General features: G+C 34.2%; 28 protein-coding genes. 14 read left to right on the top strand and 14 right to left on the bottom strand.

The genetic code is table 11. The features are described from left to right. Position 1: 1 nt before the first annotated feature. Together BUR19_RS08285 and BUR19_RS08280 are read right to left on the bottom strand one after the other, a co-directional pair. Positions 2-1354 (bottom strand): cadherin repeat domain-containing protein, encoded by a 1353-nt coding sequence (locus BUR19_RS08285; RefSeq protein ID WP_074234716.1) that lies wholly within the window; start codon positions 1352-1354, stop codon positions 2-4. A gap of 7 nt (positions 1355-1361) precedes the next feature. Continuing rightward, on the bottom strand, positions 1362-1811 hold the full coding sequence (locus tag BUR19_RS08280) for a T9SS type A sorting domain-containing protein (RefSeq protein ID WP_074234714.1): 450 nt from the start codon (positions 1809-1811) through the stop codon (positions 1362-1364). Positions 1812-1909: 98 nt separating this feature from the next. Between BUR19_RS08280 and tpx the strand changes: the two genes are divergently transcribed. Together tpx and BUR19_RS08270 are read left to right on the top strand one after the other, a co-directional pair. After that, on the top strand, positions 1910-2407 hold the full coding sequence (tpx, locus tag BUR19_RS08275; protein ID WP_074234712.1) for a thiol peroxidase: 498 nt from the start codon (positions 1910-1912) through the stop codon (positions 2405-2407). Positions 2408-2473: 66 nt separating this feature from the next. After that, positions 2474-3046: a Crp/Fnr family transcriptional regulator gene (locus tag BUR19_RS08270; RefSeq protein ID WP_074234710.1), complete on the top strand. Its 573-nt coding sequence runs from the start codon at positions 2474-2476 to the stop codon at positions 3044-3046. 50 nt (positions 3047-3096) lie between these two features. Here the strand turns inward: BUR19_RS08270 and tatC are convergent, their stop codons facing one another. Further along, entirely contained in the window at positions 3097-3915 is an 819-nt protein-coding gene (tatC, locus tag BUR19_RS08265; protein WP_074234707.1) for a twin-arginine translocase subunit TatC, read from the bottom strand. Positions 3916-3969: 54 nt separating this feature from the next. Further along, entirely contained in the window at positions 3970-4929 is a 960-nt protein-coding gene (locus tag BUR19_RS08260) for a KpsF/GutQ family sugar-phosphate isomerase (RefSeq protein ID WP_074234704.1), read from the bottom strand. Between the two features lie 178 nt (positions 4930-5107). On the opposite strand from BUR19_RS08260, the gene recQ reads away from it, so the two are divergent. The 4 genes from recQ (at position 5108) to BUR19_RS08240 (ending at position 9856) form a co-directional block, all read left to right on the top strand. After that, the gene (gene recQ / locus BUR19_RS08255; protein ID WP_074234701.1) at positions 5108-7318 is read left to right on the top strand and encodes a DNA helicase RecQ; all 2211 of its coding nucleotides are present in this window, start codon (positions 5108-5110) and stop codon (positions 7316-7318) included. A 75-nt stretch (positions 7319-7393) separates the two neighbouring features. Then, on the top strand, positions 7394-8464 hold the full coding sequence (locus tag BUR19_RS08250; RefSeq protein WP_074234699.1) for a glycosyltransferase: 1071 nt from the start codon (positions 7394-7396) through the stop codon (positions 8462-8464). A 13-nt stretch (positions 8465-8477) separates the two neighbouring features. Next, positions 8478-9398 (top strand): sterol desaturase family protein, encoded by a 921-nt coding sequence (locus tag BUR19_RS08245; RefSeq protein WP_074234696.1) that lies wholly within the window; start codon positions 8478-8480, stop codon positions 9396-9398. A gap of 2 nt (positions 9399-9400) precedes the next feature. After that, the gene (locus BUR19_RS08240) at positions 9401-9856 is read left to right on the top strand and encodes a hypothetical protein (protein WP_074234694.1); all 456 of its coding nucleotides are present in this window, start codon (positions 9401-9403) and stop codon (positions 9854-9856) included. A 34-nt stretch (positions 9857-9890) separates the two neighbouring features. Here the strand turns inward: BUR19_RS08240 and BUR19_RS08235 are convergent, their stop codons facing one another. Together BUR19_RS08235 and mnmD are read right to left on the bottom strand one after the other, a co-directional pair. Continuing rightward, positions 9891-10307 (bottom strand): NUDIX domain-containing protein, encoded by a 417-nt coding sequence (locus tag BUR19_RS08235; protein ID WP_074234691.1) that lies wholly within the window; start codon positions 10305-10307, stop codon positions 9891-9893. Positions 10308-10340: 33 nt separating this feature from the next. Then, positions 10341-11015 carry a tRNA (5-methylaminomethyl-2-thiouridine)(34)-methyltransferase MnmD gene (mnmD, locus tag BUR19_RS08230; RefSeq protein WP_074235603.1) on the bottom strand — a complete coding sequence of 225 codons (675 nt, stop codon included), beginning with the start codon at positions 11013-11015 and terminating at the stop codon, positions 10341-10343. Between the two features lie 83 nt (positions 11016-11098). On the opposite strand from mnmD, the gene BUR19_RS08225 reads away from it, so the two are divergent. The 3 genes from BUR19_RS08225 (at position 11099) to BUR19_RS08215 (ending at position 13932) form a co-directional block, all read left to right on the top strand. Next, on the top strand, positions 11099-12169 hold the full coding sequence (locus BUR19_RS08225) for a branched-chain amino acid aminotransferase (protein WP_074234689.1): 1071 nt from the start codon (positions 11099-11101) through the stop codon (positions 12167-12169). A 134-nt stretch (positions 12170-12303) separates the two neighbouring features. Then, positions 12304-12816 carry an FKBP-type peptidyl-prolyl cis-trans isomerase gene (locus BUR19_RS08220; RefSeq protein ID WP_074234687.1) on the top strand — a complete coding sequence of 171 codons (513 nt, stop codon included), beginning with the start codon at positions 12304-12306 and terminating at the stop codon, positions 12814-12816. 18 nt (positions 12817-12834) lie between these two features. Next, positions 12835-13932 carry a peptidylprolyl isomerase gene (locus BUR19_RS08215; RefSeq protein WP_074234685.1) on the top strand — a complete coding sequence of 366 codons (1098 nt, stop codon included), beginning with the start codon at positions 12835-12837 and terminating at the stop codon, positions 13930-13932. Between the two features lie 51 nt (positions 13933-13983). On the opposite strand, the gene BUR19_RS08210 is transcribed toward BUR19_RS08215, so the two are convergent. The 6 genes from BUR19_RS08210 to BUR19_RS08185 form a co-directional block, all read right to left on the bottom strand. Then, positions 13984-14520 carry a biliverdin-producing heme oxygenase gene (locus BUR19_RS08210; RefSeq protein WP_074234684.1) on the bottom strand — a complete coding sequence of 179 codons (537 nt, stop codon included), beginning with the start codon at positions 14518-14520 and terminating at the stop codon, positions 13984-13986. Further along, on the bottom strand, positions 14501-16702 hold the full coding sequence (locus BUR19_RS08205; protein WP_074234682.1) for an ATP-binding protein: 2202 nt from the start codon (positions 16700-16702) through the stop codon (positions 14501-14503). Before BUR19_RS08205 ends, BUR19_RS08210 begins: the two co-directional genes overlap by 20 nt. A 212-nt stretch (positions 16703-16914) precedes the next feature. After that, positions 16915-18156 (bottom strand): DUF1015 domain-containing protein, encoded by a 1242-nt coding sequence (locus tag BUR19_RS08200; protein WP_074234679.1) that lies wholly within the window; start codon positions 18154-18156, stop codon positions 16915-16917. A gap of 3 nt (positions 18157-18159) precedes the next feature. Next, positions 18160-19116 (bottom strand): D-2-hydroxyacid dehydrogenase, encoded by a 957-nt coding sequence (locus BUR19_RS08195; protein WP_074234677.1) that lies wholly within the window; start codon positions 19114-19116, stop codon positions 18160-18162. Between the two features lie 162 nt (positions 19117-19278). Next, positions 19279-20334, bottom strand: a complete 1056-nt coding sequence (gene serC, locus BUR19_RS08190; RefSeq protein WP_074234674.1) for a 3-phosphoserine/phosphohydroxythreonine transaminase — start codon at positions 20332-20334, stop codon at positions 19279-19281. A gap of 71 nt (positions 20335-20405) precedes the next feature. Continuing rightward, positions 20406-20756, bottom strand: coding sequence for a 4Fe-4S dicluster domain-containing protein (locus tag BUR19_RS08185; protein ID WP_074234673.1), 351 nt, complete (start codon positions 20754-20756; stop codon positions 20406-20408). A 49-nt stretch (positions 20757-20805) separates the two neighbouring features. Between BUR19_RS08185 and BUR19_RS08180 the strand changes: the two genes are divergently transcribed. Together BUR19_RS08180 and BUR19_RS08175 are read left to right on the top strand one after the other, a co-directional pair. Then, positions 20806-21840, top strand: coding sequence for an acyl-CoA reductase (locus tag BUR19_RS08180; protein ID WP_074234671.1), 1035 nt, complete (start codon positions 20806-20808; stop codon positions 21838-21840). 53 nt (positions 21841-21893) lie between these two features. Continuing rightward, positions 21894-22331, top strand: a complete 438-nt coding sequence (locus BUR19_RS08175) for a lipocalin-like domain-containing protein (RefSeq protein WP_175565885.1) — start codon at positions 21894-21896, stop codon at positions 22329-22331. Between the two features lie 45 nt (positions 22332-22376). Here BUR19_RS08175 and BUR19_RS08170 read toward each other — a convergent pair whose 3' ends face one another. Beyond that, a complete protein-coding gene (locus tag BUR19_RS08170) occupies positions 22377-22691 on the bottom strand; it encodes a DUF3817 domain-containing protein (protein WP_074234666.1) in 315 nt (104 codons plus the stop codon). Between the two features lie 126 nt (positions 22692-22817). After that, positions 22818-23372, bottom strand: coding sequence for a hypothetical protein (locus BUR19_RS08165; protein ID WP_074234665.1), 555 nt, complete (start codon positions 23370-23372; stop codon positions 22818-22820). A 273-nt stretch (positions 23373-23645) separates the two neighbouring features. Here BUR19_RS08165 and BUR19_RS18945 point away from each other — a divergent pair, with 273 nt between their 5' ends. From BUR19_RS18945 to BUR19_RS08155, 3 genes are all read left to right on the top strand, one after another. Continuing rightward, positions 23646-23786: a hypothetical protein gene (locus tag BUR19_RS18945; protein WP_175565884.1), complete on the top strand. Its 141-nt coding sequence runs from the start codon at positions 23646-23648 to the stop codon at positions 23784-23786. 106 nt (positions 23787-23892) lie between these two features. Next, on the top strand, positions 23893-24381 hold the full coding sequence (locus BUR19_RS08160; protein WP_074234663.1) for a hypothetical protein: 489 nt from the start codon (positions 23893-23895) through the stop codon (positions 24379-24381). 374 nt (positions 24382-24755) lie between these two features. After that, on the top strand, positions 24756-25697 hold the full coding sequence (locus BUR19_RS08155) for an AlbA family DNA-binding domain-containing protein (RefSeq protein ID WP_074234661.1): 942 nt from the start codon (positions 24756-24758) through the stop codon (positions 25695-25697). Positions 25698-25711 lie beyond the last annotated feature (14 nt).

Below are 25711 nucleotides of genomic sequence, written 5' to 3'. Positions count from 1 at the left end.
TTTATTGTTTTTGAACAGTATAACTTGATGTTGTAAAATCTAATTTTACAGAATAACTGCCAGGTTCTGGAATATTAATAAAACCTTGTCCAGCCGGAGTAATAATATTATTTTGTCCTCCATATTGAATTGTACCATTCCCGGAATAAGAATCTGTAAAATATATTACAGCAGGATGAGCTGTGGTAAAAGTTCCATTGTAAATACTTGCGGCAGAAGAAGACATTGTTATTGACTGATTTCCACTTGTTCCATTGGTATAATATACCTTCATATAAAGGTTTGATGGTGGAGTATACCAAGGGACATAAGAATAACTACCCGAGCCGTTGAAATTAATTTTAGTTTTTAATACATTATTTCCGGGCAAGACAATTTTTGGACCATTATAATCTAAGCTTCCATCCGCTAGATTATCTCCAAAATCATTACTGCCAATTTCTACATAATAACTCATACTGCTTGGATATACATTCTGCATATTAAAATTTGTATAAGAGGGAGTACAGTTGTCTAATTTCATAGTGTAATCATATCCAAATTTTACATTTATAGAAAAAATTTGATAATAACTATTACTTTGGTCAATTACGATTCTGTAATATCCATTGGAAGGAATTGTGATGGCATTTCCATTCTTAACAATATTCCCAGTTAATCCATCGTTTCCACCATATATAACATTTCCTGTTTTATCTGCTAAGAATTTAATTTGGTCTCCTGCTTTTAAATAAATAAAACCATTATAACCCGAGCCAAATGGTTGTACGTTCTTTCCAAATTCTAATGCAGAAGCTGGTGACCAATTATTAAAAGAACCATAAAGATATAAATTAGAAGCCGCTGTGCTTGAAGAATTGGAAGTTGGTAAAGATAATTGACCATTATCGTTGACATTTAGCTCATAAGGGGTTCCATTAGGAGAAACCAAAATAATTCCTTGTCCGGCTCCCGTAACAACAGTTTTACTAACTTGAGCATAAGGCACACTCATCAGCTGATTTACACCAACATTAGTATAATTGTTTCCGCCAGTTGGGTCCATTTCAACTTTTACAAATTTTGTATTCGTTCCCCAATTGATTCCGCCGAAGTTTCCTGTAGTCGGTGTTCCGCTTCCAATATTTAAATTAACCAAACCTTTGGAATTGGTTGTTTTTGTATGAGTTTCAGTATATAAAACAGTTCCTGTTGCAGAATTGTCCAGAATGCTGATTCTTAAGTTGACGTTTCCATTAGCAATTGGCGCACCCGCAGAATTGAAAGCAATGGTTTGATAACTAAAAGCTTGTGGAACTTGAGAATAAGCGAATGAAGCTAAAAATAAACTTAAAGCGATGTAGAGTTTTTTCATTTGGTTTTTATTTTTTTATAATTTTTATAGGTTTGATATCCGTGTTTGTGAAATAAAGAAGATAGATTCCTGTATTGAGGGAACGTAAATCTATTTTATCCGATTCGATTTTTGTTTTTAAAATGATTCTGCCGGAATTGTCGTAGATAACAGCTTCGTCAATTTTAGTTTTCGAACTTAATTGTAGATTGATAAAATCGGCAGTAGGATTGGGATAGATTTTAACTTCGTCTTTCAATATTTCATTAATACCTAAAACCTTTAGATTGGTTTGGTATAGGATCCCCAGTGTTCCGGAATTGACATCATCCGGATTAGATGGTATTACATAGATTTCTCCTACAGAATGGTTGAAAGAATTCTCAGAAACAGCACCGGAATTAATATTCCCAATGACCGACTGAGCGCTTCCTAACAAAGGAAAAACCAGTAATACACCAAAATAGAGTTTTTTCATTTGTGTATTTAATAATTTGGGCGCTAAAATAAGAATATTTGTTAATATTTATTTCGGAAAAAAATATCTAATTTTGAGTCTTACTAAAAAATAAAACAATGTCACAAATTACATTCAAAGGGAGTCCTATCAATACGGTTGGAACTTTGCCGGAAGTTGGAACTATCGCTCAGGAATTTACATTAGTCGGAGCAGATCTATCAGAAAAACATCTGGCCGATTATACTGGAAAAAAAGTATTGTTGAATATCTTCCCAAGTATCGATACGGGCGTTTGTGCTGCTTCTGCAAGACAATTCAACAAAGAAGCTGGTTCTTTGGAAAATACTGTTGTTATTAATGTTTCCAGAGATCTACCATTTGCGCTTAATAGATTTTGTGCGGCTGAAGGTCTTGACAATGTAGAAGTTTTGTCGGATTTCAGAGGGAATTTCGGAGAAGATTACGGAGTGACTTTGGACGATTCCCCATTGAGAGGTTTGTTGAGTAGAGCGGTTGTGGCTTTGGACGAAAAAGGAACTGTGATCTACACAGAGCAAGTTCCGGAAATAGGGCAGGAACCAAATTACGAAAATGCAATCAGCGCATTGAAATAAAATTTCAATTAAAATAATTCATATTAACGGAAAATCTACTATTTTAGACTTTCCGTTTTTTATTTTATGGACGTACTAAAAAATATTTATCAGCATCCCGCATTTTCTGAAGAAGACCTCAGTCTAATCTTTAATAAACACGAGAAAATCAATTATAAAAAAGGTGACTTTTTCCTAAAAGAGAATGAAATCTCCAATGATTATTTCGTACTGGAAAGTGGCGTTGTGCGTTCGTTTGTTTATGATATCAATAATGACGATATTACCATTAATTTCTTTACAATCAATGATATTATTATAGAAGCGTCTTCAATATTCCAAAGAATTCCTTCGATAGAAAATATACAGGCGGAGACAGATTGTGTGGTTTGGAAAATAAGTTATGAGGATTTCCAGGAATTGTTCCATAGTATTCCGGCGCTTACGGAATGGGGAAGAGCGTGGATGTCTTATCAGTTATTTTATCTTAAAAACCGTTCTGTGGAAATGATTACCAAATCTGCTACAGAACGTTATCTGGACTTAATTCAAGAAAAACCTGATGTTCTGAAATTTGCGCCTCTTAAAAATGTCGCTTCTTATCTCGGGATTACAGATACATCACTCAGCAGAATTAGAAAAGAGATCGTAAAAGGTTAATAAAAAAATCAGCAATTATTATTGCTGATTTTTTACTTTCTATCTGATTTTTAATTTTCGTTTTTTAGATTCTTTTTCTGCATTTTCTTGTAAATGACATTGGACATTATCACACTGATTTCGTATAATATAATCAGAGGAAGTGCTGCTGCCATCATACTCAAAACATCAGCAGGTGTGATAATTGCTGCAACAACCATAATTAAAACAATCGCGTGTCTTCTGTAGGTTCTAAGGAATTTTGGAGTAAGAATTCCAATGGATGTTAAAATATAAACGGCAATTGGGAAAAGAAAGACAACACCCATTCCCATTGTCACCTGTAAGAATAGAGTAGTGTAGTCTGACAAGTCAAATAATTGAACGATATTATCAGAAACTTTGAACAACAATCCGAAGTTAATTGCAAAAGGCAAAATCAAAAAATAACCTGTCAAAACGCCGGTCATAAATAACATCCAAATTGCATTGATGTAAAAAATCGAATTCTTTTTCTCATTAGGCATCAAAGCTGGACTGATGAATTTCCAGATCTCCCAAACGATATAAGGAAAAGCTAAAACAACACCCGAAAAGATAGAAACTGCCATCATTACATTGAACTGTTGAAACAATTGTTTCTGTTGAACACTAAACTGTGCTGGCAGAATAAAACTATCATTGCCTGTCAACTCTCTGGAGAAATGATTTACAATCCGAAAAGTCAAAAAATCATTTCTTGTAGGACCAAAAAAGATATGATCCATTACCCAGTTGATGTTGAATCCAACAATAATGGCTAAAATGACAATCGCTAAAATAGATCTTACAAGGTGTGATCTCAGTTCTCCAATATGTCCAAGGAAGGACATCTCCTTTTCTTCACTCATTATTTTATATTAATGATTAATTATAATTGATGATTGACTTCAAAACTCTGTAAATTAATTGATTCCTTCATCTAATAAAGTATGGATATCGATAATTCCATAGTATTTTCCGTTATCTGTCACGATTAATTGACCAATATTGTATTCTTTCAAAATCTGCATAGCTTCTTTTGCTAATTGATTTTTATCGATGGATTTTGGATTTTTACTAATGATATCAGACGCTTTAACTTTAGAAATATCATCTTGATTCAGGAGCATTCTTCGGATATCACCATCAGTAATTACGCCCATAATGTTTTCGCTTTCAATAACGACAGTAATTCCGTGTTTTGAACCGCTTACAGAAATAATCACATCTCTGATTCCTGATTCTGGCGAAACCTCCGGTTTATTCTGAGAAACGAATTGTTCCACTTTTGCCGTCAGATTTTTACCGAGACTTCCACCCGGATGAAATTTAGCGAAATCGATATCTTTAAAACCGTTCAGTTCCATCAAGCAAACCGCTAAAGCGTCTCCTAAAGCCATTTGAACTGTTGTAGAGCTTGTAGGAGCTAATTTATTAGGGCAAGCTTCTTTTTCTACATGTGTATTCAGAATGATGTCAGAAGCTTTTCCCAGTTTACTTTCGGGATTTCCGGTCATTCCGATTAAAGCAGATGAATATTCTTTTAAGAATGGTAGAAGATTCACAATCTCCGGAGAATTTCCGGAATAAGAAATACATAAAACAACATCTTGTTTCTGAATCACGCCAAGGTCGCCATGGATAGCTTCGGCAGCGTGAAGGAATTGCGAAGGTGTTCCTGTTGAATTTAGCGTAGCAACAATTTTATTAGCAACGTGCGCAGATTTTCCTATTCCAACAATAATCAATTTTCCTTTGGCTTCATTAATAGTCAAAACGCTTTTTATAAAACTGTCATCCAATCGGTTTCTGAGATTGTTCAACTCACTGATTTCTATATCCAGCGCCAGATGGGCATTTGCTATTATATCTTTTGAATCCAAAACTTTTAAAGTATTTAATTATTTTTTTTAATAATATATATTTTGTATCTTCACGCTAATATTTTAACAGAACAAAATGAAGTTTTTTAGCTTCATTTTTTTATCCCTAAAACTTAGGATATTTACCATTAATGTATAACCTTCAATAAAATGCAAATTTAGCAAACTATATTAAAGGATGGACACAAAAGACATCAACTTATCTGCTGAACTCAAAAAATATTTCGGATTTTCAAAATTCAAAGGTCAGCAAGAGCAGATTATACAAGAACTTCTCGGCGGCAAAGATATATTTGTTTTGATGCCGACTGGTGGTGGAAAATCACTTTGTTATCAGCTTCCGGCATTGATTTCTGAAGGAACAGCGATTGTAGTTTCACCATTGATTGCATTGATGAAAAATCAAGTAGATGCTGTCAACGGTTTATCTTCAGACGAAGGTGTTGCCCATGTTCTGAATTCTTCTCTTAATAAAACCCAGACCAAACAGGTGATGGATGACATCACAGCCGGTAAAACCAAATTGCTTTACGTCGCTCCGGAATCTCTCATCAAAGAAGAATATCTTGAGTTTCTAAAAGCAGTGAAAATATCTTTTGTTGCGATAGACGAGGCGCACTGTATCTCGGAATGGGGACACGATTTTCGCCCAGAATATAGAAACCTAAAAGGTATAATTGATAAGATTGCTGATGTACCTGTTATTGCTTTAACGGCTACTGCAACACCAAAAGTTCAGGATGATATTCAGAAAACTTTGGGGATGAATAATGCTTTGGTTTTCAAGGAAAGTTTTAACAGAGCTAATTTGTTTTACGAAATCCGCCCGAAAGTCAATGTAGATAAAGAAATTTTAAGATTCATCAATCAACATAAAGGGAAATCCGGAATTGTCTATTGTCTTAGCAGAAGAAAAGTTGAAGAATTTGCTCAGCTTTTGCAAGTTAATGGAGTGAATGCTCTGCCTTATCACGCTGGATTGGATCAAAAATTAAGAGTAGCTAATCAGGATAAATTCTTGATGGAAGAAGCCGACGTGATTGTAGCAACTATTGCATTCGGGATGGGAATTGATAAGCCGGATGTTCGATTTGTAATTCATTATGATATTCCGAAATCTTTGGAAAGTTATTATCAGGAAACTGGTCGTGCAGGCAGAGATGGAGGAGAAGGACATTGTCTGGCTTTCTACGATCCAAAAGATATTGAGAAATTAGAAAAATTCTTAGCTCAAAAACCAGTTTCGGAAAGAGAGATTGGTCTTCAGCTTCTGAATGAAGTTGTTGGTTATGCAGAAACCTCGATGAGCAGAAGACAATATTTGCTTTATTATTTTGGAGAAAAATTTGACCCGGTAAAAGGTGAAGGTGCTCTAATGTGTGATAATTCTCAAAATCCACCAAAACTAAAAGATGCAGCACAGGACTTGAAAAAAGTTTTGGAGATGATCAAATCTTTGGGAGAAAAATTCCGCACAAAAGATTTGATTTCCATTATTGCAGGAAAAGAATCTGCGGTTACCAAATCTTATAAATTGGAACAGACAGAATTTTTCGGATTCGGAAAAGCTGAAAGTGATAACTATTGGAAATCTATTATCAGACAAGCAACTGTTCAGGATTTTCTTAGAAAAGATATTGAAACTTACGGTGTTTTGAAAATTTCTGAAAAAGGAAATGAATTCATCAACGGTAAAAACAAACAATCATTCTTCATAGCAGAAGACAGAGAATATGATCTTGTGCAATCTAAGTCAAAAGCGGATAGTGAACAGGTTCAAACTCAAGCTGGAGGCGGATTGGATCAATTATTATTTGGTCAGTTGAAAGAACTCCGTAAAACTGTTGCTAAAAAACACGGGATTCCACCTTATACGGTTTTTATGGATCCAAGTCTGGAAGATATGACGGTACAATATCCAATAACTGTAGAAGAAGTTGCAAAAATCTATGGTGTTGGTGAAGGAAAAGCCAGAAAGTACGGAAAAGAATTTGCTGACTTTATCAAAAAATATGTAGAGGATAATGAGATAGAAAGAACTCAGGATATGGTGATGAAACAGGTGGCCAACAAATCCAGCCACAAAGTTTTTATCATTCAAAATACCGATAAAAAGATCGATCTGGAGGATATTGCAAAGGCAAAAAATCTCTCGATGACAGAGCTTCTTTCTGAAATGGAAAGTATCATTTATCAAGGTACAAAACTGAATATCGATTATTATATTGATGAGAATTTTGATGAAGATATTGTTGAGGAGTTTATGGATTTTATGAAAAACTCAGAAAGTGACAGTATGAAAACTTTGCTTGCAGAATATGGCGACGATTTGACTGATGAAGAAGTAAGGATTCTAAGAATCAAATTTATTAGTGATGTAGCTAATTAAAATAAATAAAATGCCGGACTTGTTCCGGTATTTTTATTTATAGGATTTACCATTTCGGTTTTGTAATTTTGAGTTATGAAAAAATCAATCATTTTCATATTACCCGATTTGGAAACAGGAGGAGCAGAGCGTATTGTAACTACAATTGCCAATCATCTTCCCAGAGACAAATTTTCACCAGCGATTCTTTTATTAAGAAAAGAAGGTGCTTATCTAGACCTGTTGAAGCCAGATGTGGAAATTATTGATATCCATACACCAAGGATTAGACATTCTTTAAAACCAATTCTTCTGGAAATTAAGCGTAGGAAACCAGATATTGTGTTTTCTGGCTTTGGGGAAGTGAATGCTTATCTATCATTATTCATAAAACTTTTCCCAAAAACTAAATTCATCGCAAGAGAAACTAATGTTGTTTCTCAGCACGTTACAAGAAAAGAGATTAAATTTTTCTATAAATTCTACAATAATTATGATAAGATTATCGCCCAAAGTAATGATATGGAAGTAGATCTGATCAAGAATTTTGGGATTAAGAAAAAGAAACTATTTAAAATTAATAATCCTGTTGATGTCAACTTTATAGAAGAGAAACTAAAACAATCGGAACGTCCAACGGAATTTTCTCATCAGCATAAAAATGTTGTTGCTATTGGAAATTTATCAGCTAGAAAAGGATTTGATAATCTTCTGAAAGTATTTTCCAGACTCAAAAATCAGAATATTTTACTTCATATTCTTGGTGATGGAAAAGATAAAGAAATGCTTTTGCAGATGAAAGAAATGCTTGGGTTGGATCACGTTATTTTTCATGGAAAGAAAAGTAATCCTTATCAATATCTAAAATTTGCGGATCTGTTCATTTTATCTTCCAGATATGAAGGTTTTCCCAATGTACTATTGGAGGCCGGAACTTGTGGTATTTATTCTTTAGCCAATAATTGTCCCGGCGGAATTGATGAGATTATTATCGATCAAGTCAACGGCGAAATCTCCAACATTGAAAATTATGATGATTTTGCTGAAAAAATAAAGCATTCTGTTCATAGGAGCGATGATAAAGATAATATCAAAGCTTCTATAAAATCTCGTTTTTCTTCAGAAATAATCCTGAAAAAATATGAAGATCTGCTTTGGAATTTATAAAAACTAAATAAACATGTTAGACGAAATTTTCAGCGAAAACGGGCAGGGAATTATCTATATGTGGTCAATCCCGATCCATGCGATTGTGATTTTAGGAGAGATGATTTACAGTCATTTCAACAGAGAAAAATTATACGAGACCAAAGACGTTTTGTCCAATGTCTATTTGGCAATTCTTAATTACGGTTTGGATTTGCTAATGAAAGGTGTTTCTATGGCTGTGATGTTTTTCTTTTACCATCATCGCCTTTTTACTTGGGAATTCAATGTTTGGTATTTTGTAGCTGTTTTTGTTTTGCAGGATTTTGCTTATTATGTTTTGCATTATGTAGATCATCATTCCAGAGCATTTTGGGCGGTTCATATTACGCATCATAGTTCGGATCATTTCAATATCACGACAGGTTTCAGAAGTCCTGTTTTACAACCGTTGTACAGATATTTGTACTTTTCGCCTTTAGCATTTTTAGGATTTAATCCTTGGCATATCATGGTGGCATATTCGGTATTGCAGGTTTATGGGACTTGGGTTCATACGCAAGCCGTTAAGAATCTTGGTTTTCTGGAGTGGTTTATGGTCACGCCTTCTCATCATAGAGTTCACCACGCATGCAACATCCGATATCTTGACAGAAATATGGGAATGGCGCTGATTATTTGGGACAGAATTTTTGGAACATTTGAAAAAGAAGTTCCCGAAGTTCCCATCAAATACGGAATTTATCCTAAAATGGAAGACAAAGGTCCTGTTAATCTTGTTTTCTACGAATGGAAAAAAATAGCACGTGATCTAAAACAGCCTGACTTAAAATTTACAGATAAGTTGAAATATCTTTTCTATTCACCAGGCTGGCGACACGATGGAAAAGGAAAAACTGTTAGGGATTATCAGCGAGAAGAATTGGAAAGAAGAATAAAAAAACAAGCATCATAATTATGAGAAAATTGATTTCATACATTGCATTATTATTGATTTTAATTAATTGCAATTCATCAGTCAAATCAGGAGATTCAATTCTTAATCAAGAAATTCCTTACAAAGAAGCGAAGAATTATTTTGTAAAGAATAATATGGATGCTGCAATTGATGATCCTAAGTTTGAAACTCAGGAAGAATTTGATCAGGTTTTTGGAATGGCAACAACAATGGGGGATAAGGGGAAACCCACACCAATTGATTTTTCTAAAGAATTTGTTGTCGCACAGATCGAAGATCCTTCAAATCAAAGTATAGAATTAAAACCAGTTTCTATTCGAAAAAATAGCAATATTCTTGAAATTAAATACAAGAAAGTTGTTGGTGAAAGCCAATCATATACGACTCAAACTGCAATGATTTTGATTATTGATAAAAAATACGACGGCGATGTTAATTTCGTTGAAGTAAAGTAATTACAAAAGAAATTAAATAAAAAATTCCTGAAACTTACTTCAGGAATTTTTGTTTTGCTATATCGAAAACGCGCTTGTCAATTGGTAAAGGAAAAGGATTTTCGCGTTCTAAAGGAATCCATTCTGTCTTTTCTATACAAGGATCAAGTATTAAAAGATCTTCTTCATTTAAGATTTCAGCAAGATAATAAATTGTAATCAGTTGCTCATTATCCCGGAATCTGGAAATCAGAAAGTCGTCTTGTGTGTAAAAATGGTCTTTAATTTCAATTTCAAGATTCAGTTCTTCCTGAAACTCTCTTTTAAGGCATTCCAAAGTACTTTCTCCAAACTCTAATCCGCCGCCAGGTAATTTTAGGAGGTGATCTCCGGCATATTCTTCATGAAGTGCAAGAACTTTGTTGTCTTTTATACAAAGTGCATACACCCGAATGTTGATTTTGTCTATCATATATTGTGATTTGCAGTGCCTAATTTAGGGAAATTATTTCTTCCAGGCATTGATCATTTCTCTTTTTCCGGGAGGACCTTGTTTTTTTTCAACTTCGAAACCTAATTCTATCAAAGTTCTTCTCACACTGCCTTTTGATGAATAAGTTGTTAATAAGCCTCCGGTTTTCATTTTATCAGCAACTATTTCAAATATCTCTTTTTCCCAGAGATCAGGCTGAACTCTAGCTCCGAAACAATCGAAATAAACTAGATCGATAGGAGGTAAATCCATATTTTTTATGTTGAAAAAGTCATCTTTAATTTTTTTAAGATGAAAATTAGAATCCAATTCAACTAATTTTTCCCATTGCTTTTCATGAATTTTTAGAGACAAATCTTTAACAATTTGGTTCGGAAATAATTCAGAATAAGACAATTCTGAAGCTTCATTAAAAAATATCGGATATTTTTCGACCCCAAAATAATTGATTTTATGATTTTTATCATTTCGCAAATATGCATCAAATGTTACCAAAACGTTAAGACCTGTTCCAAAACCTAACTCTAAAATATTAATTTCGTAACTATTTGTTAAATCCAGTCCATTTTTGATAAATACATGATTAGCTTCCTGTAAAGCACCGTGTTTGGAATGGTAAGTTTCTTCTAATTCGTTGATTAGTAAAGTTTTACTCCCGTCACTTGTCCTAATTAATTCTCTTTTCAAAGTATTTTTTTTCAAATTTAACATAAATTTTGATTATTAAAAAATTATTATATATTTGTAATACCTCAACAAAAAATTAAAAAATGATAATTCAAAAATCTACCAACCCAAGAATCTCAACCTTCGATCCTAATAATTTTTCATTCGGCAACACTTTCATAGATCATATGATTATTTGTGAGTATGAGAATGGAAAATGGGGGGATGTACAACTTGTTCCTTATGGTCCAATCGGTTTTACCCCAGCAATGATGGGGGTGAATTACGGACAAGCTTGTTTTGAGGGTATGAAAGCTTATAAAGATAATAACGGTCAAGTATTCCTTTTCCGTCCTGAAAAGAACTTCCAGAGGATTAACAAATCCGCAAAAAGATTGGCAATTCCTGAGATTTCCGAAGAGATCTTTATGGAAGGGTTGAAAGCCTTAGTTGATATCGATAGAGACTGGATTCCGCAAGGAGAAGGAACCTCACTTTATATAAGACCATTGTTGTTTGCAACAGAAGAGGCTCTTAAAGCTAGAATCTCTGAAAAATATATGTTTGCAATTGTAGCAACACCTGCAAAAAGTTATTACACTGCTCCGGTATCAGTTAAAATTTCTGATCATTATTCCAGAGCGGCAAGTGGAGGTGTAGGTGCTGCAAAAGCGGCTGGTAATTATGCTGCTTCTTTCTATCCAACTCAGTTGGCTATAGAAGAAGGTTATGAGCAAATCATCTGGACAGACGATTGTTCTCACGAATATTTTGAAGAAAGTGGAACAATGAACGTTTTTGTTAGAATCAACGATACTATTTATACCCCTAAAACATCGGATAAGATTTTGGATGGTGTTACCAGAGATAGTTTTATCCAGCTGGCTAAGAAAAGAGGAATTGAAGTGGTAATTGGAGATGTAAAAGTTTCTGATGTTATCGAAGCTCAGAAAAACGGAACTTTGAAAGAAGTTTGGGGCGTAGGGACAGCTGTTGTTACAAGTATCTTTGAAGCCCTAGGCTACCAAGGTGAACATCTTACTTTACCTAAACTGTCTGATGAAGAAAGTTTTGCTGCACAATTGAAGGCAGATCTTGTCAATATCCAAACTAATAATTCTGAAGATCCTTTCGGATGGAGATATTTGGTTGAAGAAAATGTATACAGTGTATAGAATTAAATAAAAAGTAAATTGAAAAGTGAAAACCGGAAATAATTTTCCGGTTTTTATTTTAATATCAATTAAGTCTTTGAAAATTCTTAATTTTGCAAAAGTTTTTTGAGATATTTCAAAGAACAATATTGGAAATGAAACAACTATTTTACATCTCAATTTTCGCATTAGCTGCATCTTGCGCAAAACAGGCACCTGCCCATCATTCGGAGGAGCAATATATGTCTGAAAGCGAAATGGAAGTTTCTAAGAACAGGACGAAAGAACTGAACAGTTTGGAAAGAGCTCAGATAGAAGACTGGATCAAAGCTCAGGATGTAAAATATTATCCAATGGGAATGAATTATTGGGTGAATATTGGAGATTTGGAAAAACAACCTCGCAAGAATAACGGTGAAAAGATTTCTTATCAATACGATATCTATGATTTTGACAGAACCAAATTGTATAATACTCCAATTCAAAATATGAATGTGGAATTCGGACATTTTGTAGAAATGGATGCTGTGGAAGATGTTATTCGGTATTTGAAAAAAGGCGAGGAAGCAGAGATCCTAGTACCTTCGGTTTTAGCTTATGGAACCTATGGCGATAACAAAAAAATAACCAACGATATGCCTTTAATCATTAAAGTAAAAGTATTATAACCAACGATATTATAAACTATGAAGAAAATTATAGCACTTTCTATAACATTATTAACACTATTAAATTGTAAAACATTGGAAATAGACAAAGAAGTTTATAAAAGCTTGCCAGACGGGCTTTATGGTAATTTTGTAACAAGTAAAGGTGATATCCTTGTAAAATTCGAAGATGAAAAATCTCCGGTAACTGTTGCTAATTTTGTTGGTCTTGCAGAAGGTAAGATCGAGAACAAATCTAAGAAAAAAGGAGAACCTTTCTATGACGGAACTATTTTCCACAGAGTGATCAAAGATTTTATGATCCAAGGTGGAGATCCGCAAGGAACAGGAATGGGAGATCCTGGATATAAATTTGCTGATGAGAAAAACGACCTTCAACACACTGGAAAAGGGATTTTGTCTATGGCGAATTCCGGACCTAACACCAACGGTTCTCAGTTCTTCATTACAGAGGTTGCAACACCTTGGTTAGATGGGAGACATACAATCTTTGGAAAAGTTGTGGGTGGTTTACCGGTTATCGATTCTATTGCTAATGTAGAAAAAGGTGCTCAGGACAAACCAAAAACTGATGTTGTTTTGACAAAGGTAGCAGTTTTCAGTAAAGGTGATGCATACAAGCATTACGATGCTGCAAAAATCTTCTCTGAAGGAAAAGAAAAAATCGAAGAAAAAAACAAAGCCTATTTGGCAAAAGCTGAAGAAGAGAAAGCTAAGAAATTGGCAGAGTTCGCAGCAAACCAAGAGAAGTTAGTCAACGAAATGAAAGCTGGAATGCAATCTACGCCTTCTGGTCTTTTTTACAAGATTACTAAAACTTCTACTGGCGTCAACCCAACTCCGGGACAAACAGTTGCTGTACATTATGCAGGGAAACTGATCAATGGAGAAGAGTTTGATAACTCTTTCAAAAGAGGACAGCCTATCGATATTCCAATTGGAGTTGGTCAGGTAATCAAAGGTTGGGATGAAGGTATTCTTTTACTGAAAGAAGGAGAAACTGCAACATTGTTGATTCCGCCAGCTTTAGGATATGGAGAGAGAGGAGCAGGAGGTGTTATTCCACCAAATTCTTGGTTAGTTTTCGATGTAGAATTAGTGAAAATCGAGAAATAATTTCGAAACAAATAAAAAGAAAACGGAGCGAATTAATTTCGCTCCGTTTTTTTATGCTAATAACTGATAAGCTTTCTTCGCTCCGGTAACACAATCATTGTATTGTTCTTCAGTAATTTTATCATCAATAATAGATTTGAATTCCTGCCAGTAAGGTCCCGTATTCTCACCATAAACTCCAAAATAATTGAATTCTACATTCTCAAATTCCGGATTCTTTTTAAGTTGTTTTGCAATGACATTTCCTCCAAGCGTAGAACCTTCCATTACGTACAAAGCACCAAACGCTTCTGCTTCGTTTTCCAGATTTTGAGTTGGATTTTCGTTTTCAGTTTCGATATTCAAATTGTTTAAATCAACTTTAAGTGCACCTATTTTACTTCTTAATTCCAATTTCAGCTCTGGATAAGCTTTCAATTGTTCCTGAATTTGAGGTTCGTATCTGCTGATTAATTTATAATTATGAATCAAAAGCGTTTTATAATCATCTAAAGTATAAGACTTATCAAAAATCTTTTGGGATTGCAATTTTGCTTCTGTGTCGTCGTGTTGCTGTTTCGTCTGTTCTTTAAGAAATACTGAAATCATAATTGGGTTTTTGAAAATTTAATATAAATGTTGTTCCTTTTCCGCTTTCACTTTCATAGCTTATTTTTCCGCCCATTTTTTCCATAAGATGATGAACGATACTTAAACCAACACCATTTCCTTTGAATTCCTTCGCATTATTCATTCTGCTGAAAATCTTGAACATTTTACTTGACTCTTTATTATCAATCCCAATTCCGTTATCTGTGATTTTGTAAGTTACTGTATCTTCATAGACTTCACCAACTATTTTCACTAATGGCTTTTCTGATCTGGAAGAATATTTCACCGCATTGCCGATGACATTGCCGAAGACTTGATAAATCATTGTTTTGTCACCCAAAACTTCCGGCGTATTTTCGATAATGATTTCTGTGTGAGGCGAGTTGAAACTTAGTTTAGAATCTTCTGCCAGAGTATTGATTAAGGCATCAACTTCAATACTTTTCAGTTCAATTTCAGATTTTTTGATTCTGCTTAATTCCAAAACATTTCGGATCATCTCGCTCATCATATCAACCTGAGTAATAATACTATCCAAAGATTTCTGAATATTCTCAGGATCAGGAATCTTTTTTGCCACTTGCGCATTGAGTTTGATGACAGTAAGCGGCGTATTGAGATCGTGCGAAATCGTATGAGAAAAAGAATCTAATTCCTGGTTCAGTTCTTTTAATTGATTGTTAAGGTCAACAATTTGGGAAGATTTGGTATGTGATGCTTTTAGAATCACAGAAGTAATCCATCTTGCAGATTCTATTTCTTTGATTTTCCAGGGCAGGGAAGTTCCTTTTACATATTCTTTCCAAACTTCAAAAGATTTTCTTGGCGAGAATTTGATGATTTCCACACCATCTTTGATTTCGGAAACTGTTCCTTTTTCAGGTTTTCCGGCCCATTTGATTTTCTGACCTTGTTCTTTTCTCAGCCAGATCAACATATCAGACGTGTTGCTTCCTAAAACACTAGTGATAATTCCACAACTGATTTCCGGATTGTCCAATTCTACATTGATATCTTGGCAAAGTGTGTTGGTGATGAAAATATTCTCTTCAAAATTATGATTGTTCTCTCTGCTCCAAATGATAATTTTCTCAATATCAGAATGATTGGGAACGTTACCGGCAGTTAAGATTTCATTATTTATTTTAATAATCATTCCGTCCGCGGCACAGCTGTCCATAATATCTTTGATATTAGTCTCCAGAGCTTTTCCAAAATCTTCCTCACTCAAAAGATTTTGACGAAGTGAAATATTATTAAGATTAATTCTCTGATATTCTTTCAGAGTCTCAAGAGATTTATAGGAAGCAAAAGCATTAGCAGAAGTTCTAGTCAATGTTTCTGCCAATAATCTGGATTGCAGATCAAGATGTTTGGGGGCTGCATTTTGACAGGCTACCATTCCCCACAATTCTCCATTCACAATAATTGATGTGCTGAAGCTTGATTCTACGTGTGCATTTTTGAGATATTCTCTGTGAACAGGAGAGGACGAACGTGTTACACTGTAAGTCAAATCCATTTGTTCTCTTGGAATCACACCAACTATTGGAAAGGTTTTTCCGGAAACGTGAGAAGTGATTCTTACCGGATTTTTAAGATATAGAGCTCTTGCCTGAGCGGGAATATCAGATTCCGGATAATGTAAATGCAGATAGCTTTCAAGATTTGGTTTTACCAACTCTTCTATAACCTGACCGCTGCCATCGTACAAGAATTGATAAATCATTGCTCTGTCAAAGTCAATAATATCCTGAATTTCTTTCAGAAGAACTTTCCAGATATTCTCGTCATTCGAGTTTCTAAGAATATGTTGAATTGCCGCATATTCTTTATTGATTTTATGAGTTGGGATTACCTTTTCTATCTCAAAAAAAGTGATTTCATTATTGGTGTGAATACTTAAAGTATATTCTTCATCTTTGAAATCAAAATGTTGAATAGCCAATTCTTGGTTATTGGAATAATTATTCCAATTGATATCAAGATTTAGTTCACTTAACAAAACTTTGATGTCTCTGCCAAGTATAGAAGAGTCGAGAGAAAAGAACGCTAGAATATTCTCGCTGTAGGAAACTATTTTAGAGTTTTGGGTACCTATCAGATAACCGTATTCCTGCACTTCTCCGCAGATATGAATAGGCTCTTGATCACAATTGATATATTCTTTTGGGTACATATTTGATTATTAATTAGATATACCTTTTGTGTTTTAAGAAGTAAAGATAAAGATAAAAATTAACAATTGTTAATTATATTTACATGTTGAGATTTTCATTAAAAATATATTGTTTAAGATATTGAATTTCAATTTAAAAAAGTTAAATTAACTAATATGAGCAAATAAAAAAGGTAACAAAACTGTCACCTTTATATTGATATAGTAGAAATCTATTTCATATCATACATCACTAGAGCCGTAATCAACTTTGGTTCAATCAAAGTACATTTTGGTGGCATTTTTATTTCCTTGTCAGAAATTTTCAGAAGGTCTGAGAAACTAATAGGATAGATTCCAAAACCTACTTTATAATCGCCACTGTCTACTTTATCTTTTAGTTCAGAAATTCCTGCTGTATCAGAGGTTCCTTTTAGATAAGTAATTTTATCGGTATGCTTCGCATTTTCGATTCCGATTATATTTTCGAAAATATATTTGTCAACCAGATGATGGTCTAGGTCATTACCATCTTTGTTTTCCTCACGGATATTGTGCTTCACGTGCAAACTGTAAAATTTGCCGCCAAGATACATACTGATGTGGAATTTTTGAGAAGGGAAATAAGGTGTTTCGCCTTTTTCGTGAATCTGGAAATCTTCTCTTAGTTTCTCAAGGAATTCTTCATCAGACAAACCATTGATATCCTTAAGAAGACGATTGTAATCGTTGATTTTTATAGATTGGTTGGAAACGATAAAACTGTAAACAAAGTTATAATGTTCCGTACCGTGAGACCTTTTGTACTTGTCTCTTTGCTTTTTAGCGTACTCTGCAACAGACCCAATTCTGTGGTGTCCATCGGCAATATAAAATGAATCGATTGGGTCTAGAACTTCTTTGAACTGTTGAAGCTTCAATCTGTTATCGATTCTCCAAATCTTGTGTCTTACTTTTTTGTCGTCGGTATAATTGATGATTGGAACATTCTTCTGTTCGTGATTCATCAATAATTCGACTTTGGAATTGGAATGATAAGTTAAAAGAACGGGCTCGGCTTGTACACCCACTTTTTCAAGGTAATGTGCCATTTTCATTCTTCTTTCTGTAATTGTAGATTCGTGCTTTTTGATTTTTCCTTCCCAGAAATCATCTACACTTACCAATCCCATCAATCCTCTGAAACTTGTTTTATCCGGCAGCGTCTGCTCGTATAAATAATAAGCAGAATCATCTTGAGTTAATTTTTTATCATCCAATAATTCTTCGAAGTTAGACCTTATCTTTCTCAGATTTCTATCAACATCTTTGGATTTACTTACGACCGCAGGCTTTATCATCTGGATATAAGAATCATCCTGCTGTGCTTTTTTATTGATTTCTTCCTGCGTAAAATTATCCAAAGAATAAGTAGGAAAGACATCAATAAAATCAGGATTTGGTCTGATTCCTCTAAATGGTTTAAATACTGGCATATATTATAGTTGAGCTTTTATTTTTATAATTTGTTGTGCTAATTCTTCTCCAATTCTGTTTTGGGCATCCATTGTGTTGCCACCAACGTGAGGGGAAAGGGATAGAGCAGGATTCATTAGGATTAATACTTCCGGAGTGGGTTCTTTTTCAAAAACATCCAATGCAGCGCCATAGACTTTTCCACTTTCAATAGCATCCAAAAGTGCTACTTCATTGATAACACCACCTCTTGCAGTATTAGCAATGAAAACACCTTCTTTCATTAGTTCCAATTCTTCAGAATCTATCAAATATTCATCTGTAAGACCTGTATTGAGGCTGATGAAATCCGAATTTTTTAAAACTTCATCTAAATTTACAGATTTAATTTCGAAATCCAAAGATTGACCATCGAAAAAGCTAAGCTGAATATTCTCAGTTTTTGGTGTTCTGTTGTAAGCTAAGATTTTCATTCCGAGAGAAATACCCATCTTAATCACTTCAATTCCGATATTTCCCATTCCGATTACGCCTAAAGTTTTACCCGAAAGTTCTGTCGCATTATTGAATGATTTTTTCAGTGCATTGAAGTTGGTTTCTCCTTCCAAGGGCATCAATCTGTTACTCTCGTGAAGGAATCTTGCTAATGAAAAGAAATGAGCGAAAACCAATTCTGCAACAGATTTGCAAGACGCTTTTGGTGTATTGATGATGTAGATACCTTTATCAATTGCATATTCTACATCAATGTTGTCCATCCCAATTCCGCCACGTCCGATAATCTTAAGATTGGGACATTTGTCAATCAGGTCTTTTCTAACCTGTGTGGCACTTCTTACCAAAAGAACATCAACTTGGTTGTCATTGATGAATTCGCTTAGATGTTCAGGAGATACTCTGGCTTCCAAAACCGAAATATCTGCTTCTTTCAAAAGTTGAATTCCCGTTTCGGAGAGTCCATCATTAGCTAATACAATCATTGTTTAATTCAAAAATCCTTTAGTTACTGAGTTTCCTTAACTTGTTTGAGTTAAAAATCAAGGTTGGCTAAGATACGACTTTTTCTTCTGATTAACATTATTTTAACAAAAAAACGTCCTGAATTAACAAGGACGTTTCTGATTTATAATGAGAAAAGTTGATTAAATACTTTTCATCACATCTACTAAAACCTGTACGCTTTCGATTGGCATTGCGTTGTAAATACTTGCTCTGTAACCGCCAACACTTCTGTGCCCATTCAGTCCGCTGATTCCTGCTGCTTTCCAAGCTGTATCAAAAGCTTCTTGCTTAGACTCGTCTGTCAAAGTGAAAGTCACATTCATAAAAGAACGGTCTTCTATAGCTGCTACACCTTTGAAGTTAGGATTGTTATCAATCTCGTCATAAAGCAATTTAGCTTTTGCATTATTTTTAGCTTCAGCAGCTGCAATTCCGCCGTTTTCTTCCAAATGTTTTAGAGTTAAATACGAAGCATAAACTGCAAAGACAGGAGGCGTATTAGACATAGATTCTTTATCGATATGAACCAAATAATCCAAATAAGTTGGAATCGTTCTTCCTGTTTTTCCAAGAATTGATTTTTTAACCACAACCAAAGTTGCTCCAGCCGGACCCATGTTTTTCTGAGCACCTGCATAAATCAAATCAAATTGAGAAAAATCCAACTCTCTGCTGAAAATATCGGAAGACATATCGCAAACCAAAAGCGTATCTACTTTTGGGAAAGATTTCATCTGAGTTCCAAAAATCGTATTGTTAGAAGTACAGTGGAAATAATCATATTCTGAACCAACAGTAAAATCTTTTGGAATATAATTATAATTAGATTCTTTGGAAGAAGCCACCACATCTACATTACCAATCATTTTAGCTTCCTTGATCGCACCAGATGCCCAAGTTCCTGTATTGGTATAAGCTGCTTTTCCGTCAACAGACAAAAGATTGTAAGGAACCATCAGGAATTGAAGACTTGCTCCACCTTGTAGATATAGAACTTCGTAATCATCACCAAGATTCATCAATCTTTTTACAATAGCACGAGCCTCGTCCATCACAGCAACAAAATCTTTGCTTCTATGTGAAATTTCCAAAAGAGACAAACCAATTCCGTTGAAATCAAGGATGGCTTCTGATGCTTTTTGAAAAACTTCCTGAGGAAGAATACTAGGGCCTGCGCTAAAATTATGTTTTTTCATTTATTATAAGTAATTAGGTGTTAGTGTATTTAATTTTAAAAAGCCACAAGCTTAGAGCTAATGGCTTTGATTTATTCATTATGAAGGAAAGCTTTCTTCGCCAACAATTCTTCTTCTGTTTCTACATTGTCTTCATCTGGAACACAACAGTCAACAGGACAAACAGCTGCACATTGAGGCTCCTCGTGGAAACCTTTACACTCGGTACATTTGTCGGTTACGATGAAGTAATAATCGTCTTCTACAGGCTGTTGTGCAGCATCTGCATTCACAGAAAGTCCGGAAGATAAAACCACCATACCTTTCAGTTCCGTCCCTTCGGACGCTTTCCAATCTACTGCTCCTTCATAGATGGCGGTGTTCGGACATTCCGGTTCACAAGCGCCACAATTGATACATTCGTCAGTTATCTTGATAGCCATTGCTATTTTATTTTTAATTTTGCACAAAATTACAAAAAAAAAGCCAGCTATGCTGAACGAATACAAAATTTCAGGACTTGAAAAGTTAGGAGAATTCATCCGAAATTTCCTTAAAAATGATGATGAGCATTACAATGAAAAAGAAGAGCGATTGGCTTATCTGATGAAGCGTTCTGAAATCGAAAACCCGTGGTTCACACAAGAGAATCAAAGATATAACTTACAACAATGGGCAAGTCTCTTTACTAAAGAAAATATTGAAAACTGGTTGTCCAAATATCAGTTATCAAATACATCTAAAAGAGTAGGATTGATATTAGCTGGGAACATCCCGCTGGTTGGGTTTCACGATATTATTTCTGTGGTTCTGAGTAATCATATTCCGGTTATCAAATTATCTTCAAAAGACCGATTGATGCTGCCTTATTTATTAGAATTGTGGAATGATTTTTCTAACAATGAAATCGAATATCATATTGTTGAAAGATTAGAAAAATATGACGCTGTGATTGCCACAGGGAGTAACAATACTGCAAGATATTTGGAATATTATTTCAAAAACAGTTTGAGTATCATCAGAAAAAACAGAACGTCTGTTGCAGTTTTGAAAGGCGATGAAACTAATGAAGAATTACAATTGTTAGCCGATGATATTTTCCGATATTATGGACTGGGCTGCAGAAATGTAACCCGAATCTTGATTCCAAAAGAAATGAAACTGGATGGTCTGTTTGAGAATTTTATCAATTATAAAGATATCATCAATCATAACAAATATGCGAATAATTACGATTATAACAGAGCTATTTATCTGTTGAATCAAGACCAGTTCTGGGATAATAATTTTGTAATGCTGAAAGAAGATGAGAAGTTGTTCAGTCCGTTGTCTGTGATCAATTTTTCACGTTATGAAACTTTGGAAGAAGTGAAGCAATTTGTAGAAACCAACAAAGACGAAATCCAAACGATTGTGGCTAAGCAAGAATTAGGTTTAGAATCTATTGGTTTTGGAGAAACGCAAAATCCTTCTTTGGACACTTATGCGGATAATGTGGATACGATGGCTTTTTTGAGTGTGATTTAAAATAATAATTTTATCAAAGAAAAAATCTTTATTTTAGTAAAAAAGTTATGAAAATGAAAAAGAATATCTTATTAGCATTGTGTTTCATAGGTCTTTTAGCAAGTTCTTGCTCTAAAGATGATGAGAATACTCAGGAGTTTTCCCTTGTTGGTATTTGGAATCCATCTAGGAAAATTGTAGTTGGCAGCAATGGTGTAACCATCTCTAATACAGCTTATTCTGATTGTTATAAAGCCAGTACTTTTGATTTCGGGTCTGACAATAAAATGACATCACACATTTATGATTTTGATTCAGCGGGAGACTGTAAAAATTATGGTATTGTAACAGTTCCGTACACTTATAATCATAATGAAAAGAAAATGACGATTGATGGAGAGAATGTAGAAATTGTCAGCAGAACCAACAATGAGTTTCAATTCGTATCGGATTATGATGATGTAGATGGCGATGGTAAAGATGATAAGATTATTACCGTTTTGGTCAAATAAAATCCAAATAAAAAAAAGACCAGCTTTATTGAAGCTGGTCTTTTTTTATTGAGCTGTCAGAGATTCCTGCTTCAATTTCTTATCAATCAGGAAAGGGAGAAAAGGAAGTACCGATGCTATAAGATAATAGACAATTCTTAAAATACTCCAACGGTATTTGAAAGCTGCAACAATCAGAACTGCAAAGTAGAAAAGAAACAACCAACCGTGTATCCATCCAAAATACTTGACAGCTTCCGGAATATCCCAAATATATTTTAAAGGCATCGCAATAAACAACAGTATCAAATAGGAGATGGCTTCCACCAAAGCCGTATGACGATATAAATTGATTAGTTTAAATGTTTTCCTTTCAGACATTGTATATTGATTTGAAGTAAATTGATATTAAAAAGACAAAGAAACGAATTACATCTTAGAATCTAAAGGCAAAATCCTGTTTCGAAGTTAATTTCCATCAATATTCATAAGCGCTTTCAAATTCTGTTAGTTCCCCCAATTAACATTAAGATTGTTTTCTTTGGCAAATGCTTTCCCGTCATCCATCAGATCGATATACATCTGTTCGAATTTCGTCGCATATTTTTGTTCAATAACACTGATGATTTCGTCTTTCTTGGCTTGGTCTGCTTTGCTGTCGCAGAGTTTAGCATAATTGGTGTATTCGTTTTTATAAACCGGGATGACGTATTTATACAGCGCTACAGACTTTTCTTTGATAGCTTTTCTATCATCAGAATTAGCATTCAGTGCTTTGATATCGTTCAAAGATTTTTCCAGATAAGCGATTTTGTTATTGACCATTGTTATGGCTTCGTCGCCTTTCTTCTTACTGGAAGGGATATCAGCAAATTCTACCGTTTCGTCATTGATATGTTTTGCCAAAGTTGGGGTTGCAAAATCATTGATGATATTGGTATTCAGAACTGCAATGCCAAAAAATTGGTCTGGAGATTCTGAACAAGATTGAAGAGAAAGCGAAAAGATAGCAACCATTGCCGCGGCAGAATACTTGGTAATAGTTTGTGTAATGTTTTGCATAATGATATATTTAAAATTTTAATTAATGAAGAATATTATTCAATTGAGACAATTATATCCAAAAAGCCGATGCCTACTGATAAAAGTCTCAACTTTCACAGCCCAGTCAGGTAGCAAATTTCAGACCCTTTAAAACAATTCAGATACAACATTGGCGTAAGGCTTTCATTCTCTGTTTCTTTAAATTTTTCTGGGATTGATAATATTTTTGATCCAATTATTGCTGAATTAATATTTTAAATATATTTGTCTTACACACAAATGATATTAAAAATGATTACAAAATCTCCTTTTTGCCGAGCTTTCACTTTGGTAAAATCTGCAAGAGCAAAACAATTCAACCTCAACATTACATCTCAGACAATCTTTGGAATATTTTCAAGGATTAATGATTTGATTAATGACAAGAATTAATTTCCCAATTACACTCTAGATAATTGATATACCTGCAAGCATTGTCACTTGGCTGTATATTCTTTATAATTCACTTTAATATTAATTTTTAAAAACAAAAAGACAAATGGCACTAGAAAATTTAATCAGTGTAGAGTTCACGAATGCTGAACTTACAAAACTAGACGACGCTATTAGCATTATCGAATCTGTATTGCTGGGCAAAACCATCAATCTGACGCCAGAACAGCGCCAGCAGTACGGCAGTATCGCCGAGCAGAACAAACTCTTTGTGAACAAAGCCAAAGGCTATATGGAGCAGTACCCACAGTATGTTCCGCCGTTTCTGGACAAGGCAGAGTATGACAAAGATTATGATGCGAGACAACAGATGGAAAGCCGTATGCAAAGACTTAACTCGCTGACCGAGCAGTTCTCTGACACCAAGATTCTGCTGGATTTTGACAACTACCACAACTCGCTCACGTTTTACCGAAATGTAAAATATGTGTCCAGCGAAAACGTTCCTGGCACCAATGTCATCTATGACGATATGAAGCAGTTTTTTATTGCGCCAACATCCACCATTCCTGGAGAATCTGAAAAACAAGATTAGTCCAGAGGGGGTGGTTCGGGAGGGGGTACCCCCGGTTCTCAACCACCCTTTACCCGGTTCGGAAATGGTCGCCACCGGTCTCGAAGTACCTGCGACCGGTTGTACAAGTGGTCACACCCACTTACCTAACCACCTTTGGGCAGTCAACAACCGCCCTAGACCACTTAGGTAACCACCTGCAACCGGTTATGGAAATCGTTACAGCCGGTTCTTAACCTGTTACAACCACTTGACCAACCACCTTTAGCCACTTGTGAAGTGGGTGAAGGTGGTTTTTTTGTGAATTATCTCACTAATAATTGTATTTTTAAAACAAGAAATGATGTAAATACTTTATTAATAATTAACCCAATAACTAGATTTAAAAAAAGCATATGGATAATTTTTATTTAAAAGAAGAATATACTTTTGAAGATATAGAAAATTTAATTTTAAATGAAGTTGAAGAATCTATTTATTTAGATTTTAAAGATGCCCCTGCTTTAGATAAATCTGATGGAAAAAGAAAAGAGATTGCTAAAGATATTTCCGCATTTGCAAATTCTGAAGGAGGCATAATAATTTATGGAATTCAAGAAAATAATCATAAAGCAAGTGCCATAAATTTTATTGATGGAAATATCTATACTAAAGAATGGATAGAACAAGTAATCAATTCTTCAATACAAAGAAGAATTTCAAATATAAATATATATCCAATTAGAAAATCCCAAAATATAAATGAAACGATTTACTTGATAAAAATTCCAAAGAGTTTGGATGCACCTCATTTATCTAAAGATAAACGATTCTATAAACGATTTAATTTTGAATCTGTTATGATGGAAGAATATGAAATTAGGAATTCATATGGTAGAAAACTTAAATCCAAACTACAAATCGATGATATTAAATTCCAACTTTTAGATCAAAACGAATCAGTTTTTACTTTACAAATCGAAATTTTCGCAGGAAATGATGGTGATATGGTCGAAAAGGATTATAAATTAAATTTATATTTTATAAATTGTCCTGATGTAAATCTTCATTGGGACATAAGAGATCCCAATAATTATCATTATACTGAAATAAATGATACGAAAATTAAAGTCTCTAGTAATTCAATATCGCCGATTTATCCTAATGAATCTGTCACTATACTGCGTATAAAATGGAAGATAAATAAATCCAATCTTGTAGAAATATTTGAAAAATTAAAGATTGAGACAATTCTTTATTTTAGTGCAGGTGAATTTAGAAAGGAAGTTGATGAGAATTACAAAATGAATATTTATGAATACCTCTGTAAAAATAATGAAAGTATTAATGGAAATTAAGATATAATAGAATT

Origin of the sequence: Epilithonimonas zeae, from assembly GCF_900141765.1 — a bacterium.
GTDB lineage: Bacteria > Bacteroidota > Bacteroidia > Flavobacteriales > Weeksellaceae > Epilithonimonas > Epilithonimonas zeae.
The sequence above is the reverse complement of the archived record's forward strand: the minus strand, read 5'-3'. Positions and strand labels throughout refer to the sequence as shown.